The organism is Maribellus maritimus (assembly GCF_022267315.1).
Classification (GTDB): Bacteria; Bacteroidota; Bacteroidia; order Bacteroidales; family Prolixibacteraceae; genus Draconibacterium; species Draconibacterium maritimum.
Window position 1 is genome coordinate 1 of the sequence record NZ_JAIKLE010000080.1, and the last position, 7,071, is coordinate 7,071.

At 32.1% G+C, this 7,071-nt stretch carries 7 protein-coding genes; all 7 read right to left on the bottom strand.

The window, feature by feature from the left end; translation table 11 throughout:
• Positions 1–242: 242 nt before the first annotated feature.
• Positions 243–878 (bottom strand): hypothetical protein, encoded by a 636-nt coding sequence (locus K5G00_RS28490; protein WP_238769894.1) that lies wholly within the window; start codon positions 876–878, stop codon positions 243–245.
• Positions 879–1,040: 162 nt separating this feature from the next.
• Positions 1,041–1,448, bottom strand: a complete 408-nt coding sequence (locus K5G00_RS28495) for a hypothetical protein (RefSeq protein WP_238769895.1) — start codon at positions 1,446–1,448, stop codon at positions 1,041–1,043.
• Positions 1,449–1,450: 2 nt separating this feature from the next.
• On the bottom strand, positions 1,451–2,314 hold the full coding sequence (locus tag K5G00_RS28500; RefSeq protein WP_238769896.1) for a hypothetical protein: 864 nt from the start codon (positions 2,312–2,314) through the stop codon (positions 1,451–1,453).
• A gap of 180 nt (positions 2,315–2,494) precedes the next feature.
• Positions 2,495–3,109, bottom strand: coding sequence for a hypothetical protein (locus K5G00_RS28505; protein WP_238769897.1), 615 nt, complete (start codon positions 3,107–3,109; stop codon positions 2,495–2,497).
• Between the two features lie 130 nt (positions 3,110–3,239).
• Positions 3,240–3,995: a hypothetical protein gene (locus tag K5G00_RS28510; RefSeq protein WP_238769898.1), complete on the bottom strand. Its 756-nt coding sequence runs from the start codon at positions 3,993–3,995 to the stop codon at positions 3,240–3,242.
• Between the two features lie 187 nt (positions 3,996–4,182).
• Positions 4,183–5,760 carry a phospholipase D family protein gene (locus tag K5G00_RS28515; protein ID WP_238769899.1) on the bottom strand — a complete coding sequence of 526 codons (1,578 nt, stop codon included), beginning with the start codon at positions 5,758–5,760 and terminating at the stop codon, positions 4,183–4,185.
• Positions 5,761–5,883: 123 nt separating this feature from the next.
• Positions 5,884–6,885 (bottom strand): tyrosine-type recombinase/integrase, encoded by a 1,002-nt coding sequence (locus K5G00_RS28520; protein ID WP_238769900.1) that lies wholly within the window; start codon positions 6,883–6,885, stop codon positions 5,884–5,886.
• Between the last annotated feature and the right edge of the window lie 186 nt (positions 6,886–7,071).

Here is a 7,071-nt window from a genome sequence, read left to right on the forward strand (position 1 = left end):
CCAAGTGTTTTTCAATAAGTAGTCTTTCGTATTTATAAACATTTTATTCATCTCGTAATTGTCTGATTGCAGTTTTTAATATGTGCCATAACGGTTGGTACATATTGTCGGGGCGGATTTCGAAGAGCGTTCCTGTCCGAAGGACACGGAACTGCGAAACGGGAATCCGCAGATGGCGTACCACCGAACCCCGCACTGCAATATGTACTGTGTTACCAACTGGTTTTTTGTTTTTATTTTTCTTAACTAATCCATGTACTTTTTGAATCGATTATGTCCCATTTATTTTTTTGTTTTGATAAGAAGAACACACGTCCTTCTCCACAAAGAGCTCCACAATAATATTCTACGGTTATTATCATTTTTGTAAGATTCTCGTTAAATATTGGTGTGCTAAATGTCAAATAACTATCAATATTATACATTCTTATCAGTGTTTGATATCCATCAGAGGAAACATCGCTAAATATTGAATCTAATTTTTCTTGTTTTATAAAAGTCTCGTTACTTGAAGAAGTATCAATATTAAAAGAAAGAGTCGAATCGATTGAAGCATACATGAATTGTGCGTCTATCGAGTCAATTATGCTATCAGTAACAAGTGTATTAAAAAAGTCCTTTGAATAAATTATTTTTTCTGTTGGAGGAGGAGGGTATTTTTCATTCTGAGCATCTGGATATTTAATGTAAAATGGATGTATATTAAATATAGGTTTTGTTTGAAGTTGAACGACAAAACCCTCATAATATATGTTTCTCATAAAATTGTCAACGACTTGATTAAATTCCATTTGTTTCATTTTGTCAAGTTTTTCAATTTTATTTGATGCACAAGAATTAAGTAATATTCCAATTATAACAATGTAAAGTATCCTCATGTGCTGCTTTTTTTAACTTGTTGGTAACGGTAAATTGTATGAGTAGTGGCAGATTGCGTGCTAGTTTCCTGTCAAACCGCTACGCAGTTTGAGCGGGACCACAAGCCTTGATATTTAACACTTTACCTGCCATTACTTATACAAAATGTTGTGCATAGTTTTTTATTCATCTAGCATTTTCTGACCTAAAGCTCCAACAATAAAAAAAGTCAAACTACTTATAATAAACAGAATAATCTGTGCTATATAAGTTCCATTTGACAAGGTCTTACTACTTAAATTTAAGACCAGAATTATTGCTGATGGTATAAGACCGAATATAATTATTATTGATATCACTAATGCTACAAGTTGCCACCGAAATTTCTCTTTTGAGTTTGTTATACCTGATGAGAATTTAACTATGGATTGACCAAACAAAATAAGTGCAATTATAGACCACTCTGTATTATAAAAAATGGCAGAAAAATTGCTTTCGTAACTTCTTACAATTAGCAAAATTATTATTGGCAATAGAGTGAATAAAAACTCTGATGTCAAGATATATTTTATTGTTTTATCGATTTTCATGTTTATGAGTTATGAATAATATTTTTAACCTCAATTACCTCAAATTTTTCAGAAATCAAGTAGCCATTTCTATTGTAGTTTGAAGTTTGTCTCACCAGAACCTGTAAAGAATCTCCTGGAACAACAATTACTTTACCTGAATGAAACTCGTCCAACCAATCTTGGTCTAAAATCTTTACCGTTACTGATTTTTTTCCATGTTTAAATCCCCATGCAGAATCCCCAAGAAAATCGGGCTTTTTAATTAAATAGAAAAGTTCTGATTCATTAATGATTTCATTTTCGGTCAATGCTTCCTCTACAGCATCAATATCAATCTTGGGAGCACCTGATTTTATTTCCTTAACTTCTGTGTTTGCACTTTTTAATTCAAATGATTCATTAGCGTTTAGATTTTCGGTCGAATCATTTATTGTATTAACAGATTTTGCAAGCTTTAAGATATCGGGTTCTGCGTAATTAAATGTATCCTTTAAATTCTTGTCTTCCGCAATTTTTGATAAATTTCCTTTTAAATGTTCTAAGTCTTGAACACTTGATTTCTTTTCTGCAATGAATTTCAATGTTTCCGCACGAGATTCCTCAATATATTCTTCAATTTTATCCTCGTTTGGTGAATTATCAATTTGTCCATCTTCACTAATCACCAATGCATTCCAAAAACGTCCAATCAGTGAACCTTTTTCTATATCATCGAGAAAAATTTTGGATTTAACTTTAGTATTTACACTTTCTGCAATTAAATAGTCTAGGTTATTGATACCTTCAATCATTTCAGCAAATGACCTGAATAAACGACTTGGATTTTCAGTATCTCGTTTAAAATCAAGTCTTATTTCAAATTTGCTGTTTAATTGCTTATTCATCTTATCATATTTTACTTTATTGCAGGGCGCTTCCTAAAATTATGCACAACGGTTTGCATATGGCTTGTGGCGGTTTCAAAGCACTTTCCTGTCCACCGAAACCAAAGCTGGCTACAAAGCGAAAGCCTTGCTGGCAGCCGTTCACCCGCCATAAGCTATATGCGTTGTTGTAAACCGTTTTTATTTCAATTTTTCAATGTCAGTTTTAAGCGTTTTAATATTCTTTTTAATGTGCTTTTCGATTTCTGAGTAATCATTAAGGTCATAGGCATTAATTGTGCTTACCTGTTCTAAAGTCTTTGTGTTAACTATTTTCAATTCATACCCCCATTTCATTTGACTACTGTTTAGTTCGTCATATCTTTTGTCAAAGCGTGTTAGAATTAAATAGTCAACGTCTACCTTTTCAATAATAGGAGGGCAGTATTTTTTGTCAAATACTCCTTGATAAGAAACACCCATAAGTGCTTTATACGGAAATGGTTTAACCTTTATGTTTTTGAACTTATTAAGCTCAGTCTCAATAACGGGATTGAAGTCGTAATTGTGCATTGCATATTCATATCCATTTGCACACTGAACAACAATCAGTTCCAGAGTGTCAATAATTGCTGTGTCTTTTAATGGACTTTTTTCATTTTCAATATCTGAACTATCGTTAATGGTGTTTTCAGTATTCTCTTCTTTTTCTTCAGTCGCAGTCTGTTCTTTCTTATCTGTCGAGTTACAGCCAATTATTGTCCACAGAGAGAGGAATAGAATAATTTGAAAATATTTGAGTTTGTTAATTAGCATCTTCTTTTTAAATGGTTTACAACGGTAAATTGTATGAGTAGTGGCAGATTGCGTGGCACTTTCCTGTCAAACCGCTACGCAGTTTGAGCGGGCTATAAACCTTGATATTTAGCACTTTGCCTGCCATTACTTATACAAAATGTTGTGGGCTGGTGTTTTCTATTCCTGTTCTCCGTTTAGTATATTTCTCTAATAATTCATTGATTAGAAGAGCTGTTGGTCGTTTTTCTCTTTTCGTATATTGCGAAATATGCTCTGAAAATAAAATTAACGAGCCTTTTAAATTTGTCTTATTTTTGTCACTAATTCTTTCTGGCGAATCAATTAATCCAGAAATTTCAAATAGTTCGCCACAATTAAAGCTTTCTAAATATTCAAATTTGTACCCCATCCATATAATTCCTTGTTCTGCTAACTTTCCCCAATAAGCGGCAGATTCTTTATTTTTCACAATAATAACTTTAGGCTTTATTATTTCTTCAATTATGTATTGGGTAATATTCAATTGGTCAACTAAAAACTCTATTCCTCTTGTATTTTTTAGAATCCCATTTTTTAATTGTTTCTGCTCTTTTTCTCTAAAGTAAAAAATGTCTATGTACGATGTTCTGTTTTTCAAATCTATTCCATTGTCACAATCAAATACAATCTTTTTCAAAGGTCCCCAATAATTATCCCATTTCGTTTCATTTAAAGTTTTTCCAAAGTCAAAATCATAAGAAATCAAATCTGCTCCTTGTCTGAAAGATGGATTAATTCCTGTAATTAGAATATCTTTTTCTTTATCATTTTTTGAATAAACAAAACCTCTTTCGGCTACAAATTTAGGTAAACTATTAATGTAATCTTTAGTCCATATTTTATCTAATTCTTCTCTAATATTCATTTCAAATTTCTTTTTACTAAACCTGGTGTTTTTACACTTGCCCACAACGGTAAATTATAAGTTTAGCTGTGGATTGCGTGGCAGTTTCCAGTCCGCATACGTACAAAATTTAGACGGGCTGAAAGGCTGAAATTAAGCACTGAAACCACAGTTGAATTTATAAAATGTTATGCTTCGTATTTATTTTTCATATCGGGAATCCCTCTAATCTTAATTCAGATTTTTCTTTTGTGGAAAAATGATGTTTGACTAAATCCATCCTTGATTTAGTTTCTCTTTTTTGCCTAACCCAACTATATAAATCACCCATTTGATTAAAAGTCCCAAACCACTTTCCCTCTGTATTGTCAGGATTATTATATCTGAATTCCTTCCATTCTGATGTTCTGTCTTTTTGCCTTTCGCGTATTTTACCCAAAGGTCTTTCTTCATCGAATTGTAAGAACCATGAATCTACAATATCTTGTTGTATATCTTCGGGAATCTCATCTAGTCTTTCTCTAATTACACTATTGAAACGGTTTTGAAAATTAGCTTTATCTGGATTCTCTGAATTTAATAAGTCTGAAACAAACCTCTTTGCTGTATCAATAGGATTTCTGCTAGTTGCAGTAAAATCAAACCCCAAATCTTTGATTTGCTTTCTTAATTCTAGTTTTTTCCCTTTTCGATTTGCTTGACTTACTCCAACTAACCAAGTTCCAATTCTATGTCCTTTGAATGAATATCGATGATTTGCCTTTACGTTCTCTCCTGCAATTAAAGCTTCCAATAAAATCTCAAGTTTTTGTTCCTCCAAATACTCCTGCCATAATTTGTGAGCATCTTTGAAATAAAACTTCTCATTCTCCAAACGTTTTTTATGATTTTCTGGAAGTTTATTCTCTTTAAAAAGAACTTTTTGAATTCGATACCATCTATACAACGAATATATTTTATAATCTCTAGAAACAGTCACGCTAAACCGTTCACCTCTATCTGAGAACTCATTTTTATGTTCTAAAAATAAGGCGAACATTTCCTCCCACCAATTTAGATAATCTTTGCTTTCAATATCTGGTAGTTTATGAGAAGATGCATGATTATGAGGATTTAAAATTGAAGTCTGATTTCCTATTTCGTCTTTATCTATTTTTAGTTTTTTCCTTTTTGAAAATAACTCTTTGTTTTTATTGTAATCAAAATCATCTTTTGTTTTGTTTTCATCAACAACAAACCCAGAATCAATTAAATCCTGCAATACGTCTGATGTTAGCAACTGTAAATCATCATGTTTCCCATCAAGTATAGAATTGAAATAATTTGAAAACTGTCTGATAAATTTATTGCCAGTAGCATCTCTATTTGAAAACTCAAATAGTGTAGATGCTTCGATATTATCAAATAGTCCAGCTCCCGTTAGATTAGACGAACCTAATATAAACCGTGAGTTATGTTTACCAGAAAAATAATATATTTTTGGGTGAAACATAATTTTATTGTCTGCACAATATACCCAAGTCTCTATTTCACTGTCAATAAGAAACTGAAGGGCTTCTTTTGAAGTTCCTCTCTCTACAATGCCTAAAACAAATTTTAATCTTTTATAATTTTGCTTAGCAATCATTAATTCTTCCCTTATCCTATTTATCCCAGACATTTTTGTAAAAGCAGAAAATCCAATAAAAGAAGAATAGTCCTTATCCTTAAATGTACTGCATAGCCAGTCTCCAACTGTATTGATGGCAGAATTATGAAGTCCATGTCCTAAAAACTCAATTTTCATGCAGTAACTGTTTGTTTATATGAAGCATAACGTGTGTGCATCATCACCAGGTGATGTTATTTTTCTTATCTCATTTTTTAAGGTAATGTTATACCCTTACTAAGGTTGGTATAATAACACCTATTATGTTGAATTGGCAAAAATATCATCCAGAGGATTTTTTATCTTTTCCATGTATCGTTTAGAAACATGAGTATAAATTTCGGTTGTTTTAGATGAACCGTGTCCCAATAGTTCCTGTATATAGCGTAGATCAGTTCCTTGTTCCAGTAAATGAGTTGCAAACGAGTGCCGTAACATATGCGGTGTAACCCGTTTCCGAATACCTGCTTTATAGGTAGCCTCAGTTAATATTTTACTAATACTGCTTGAGCTATAAGCTTCTCCCCGAACAGGGCCTTCAAATAACCAATATTTTGGCCGATATTGTTTATAATAAATTCGCAGTAATTTTAGCAATGAAACGGATAGTAAAGAGTATCGATCTTTTTGTCCTTTTGCTGCTTCAATTCTAATCATTCCTCTGTCAGAATGGATATCAGTTAGCTTTATACTGAGCAACTCGCTTCTTCTGAGACCGGCAGAATAGATTAATGACAATATACATTTATGCTTTAAGTTATTACACTGCATAATAATTTGTTGAATCTCTTCCTTGCTAAGTACCTTGGGCAGACGCTTTGATTTTCGTGGACGTTCAATCGAATACAGGCGGCGATCGCCTCTTTGCACTTTTTCATAATAAAATTTAATGGCATTTATTCTTTGATTCTGTTGGCTTGCCGATATTTGATGATTTTGAACTAATTCCAATATATAATAGTTTATTTGTTCCTGTGTTATCTCATTAAGCTCGGAATCCCGGAAATAATGGACAAAATCTTTAAAATAAGCGGTGTAACTTCGGATGGTATTTTCGCTATAACGCTTCTGCTTTAATATTTCTCTGTAACCTTTTGGTAATTTAGTTTGTGAACGGAAAGAATAATCATTTTCTATTGATTCCTGGTTAACAATTTCAAAACTTTTTCTCAGTGCAGAATAATCGATATAAGCATGATTTTTTAAGATTTCAAAGAATGGATTCAGCTCAAAATTATTTTTTACCAGATACCAGCAATTCATTGTACGGCTCCATTTTGCTTGAGTGGCTGTTTTTAATAAGTAATTTAATTTGGAATTATATTCAAATTCAATTCGTATTACATTCTGTTTCCGGTGAATATCCTTTTTCAGTGTTATGTTGGGTTTCGAAGACAAGTCTGAATTTAGTTTTTAGTTTTCAACGTTTTAAAGCTAAAGAATATTTTT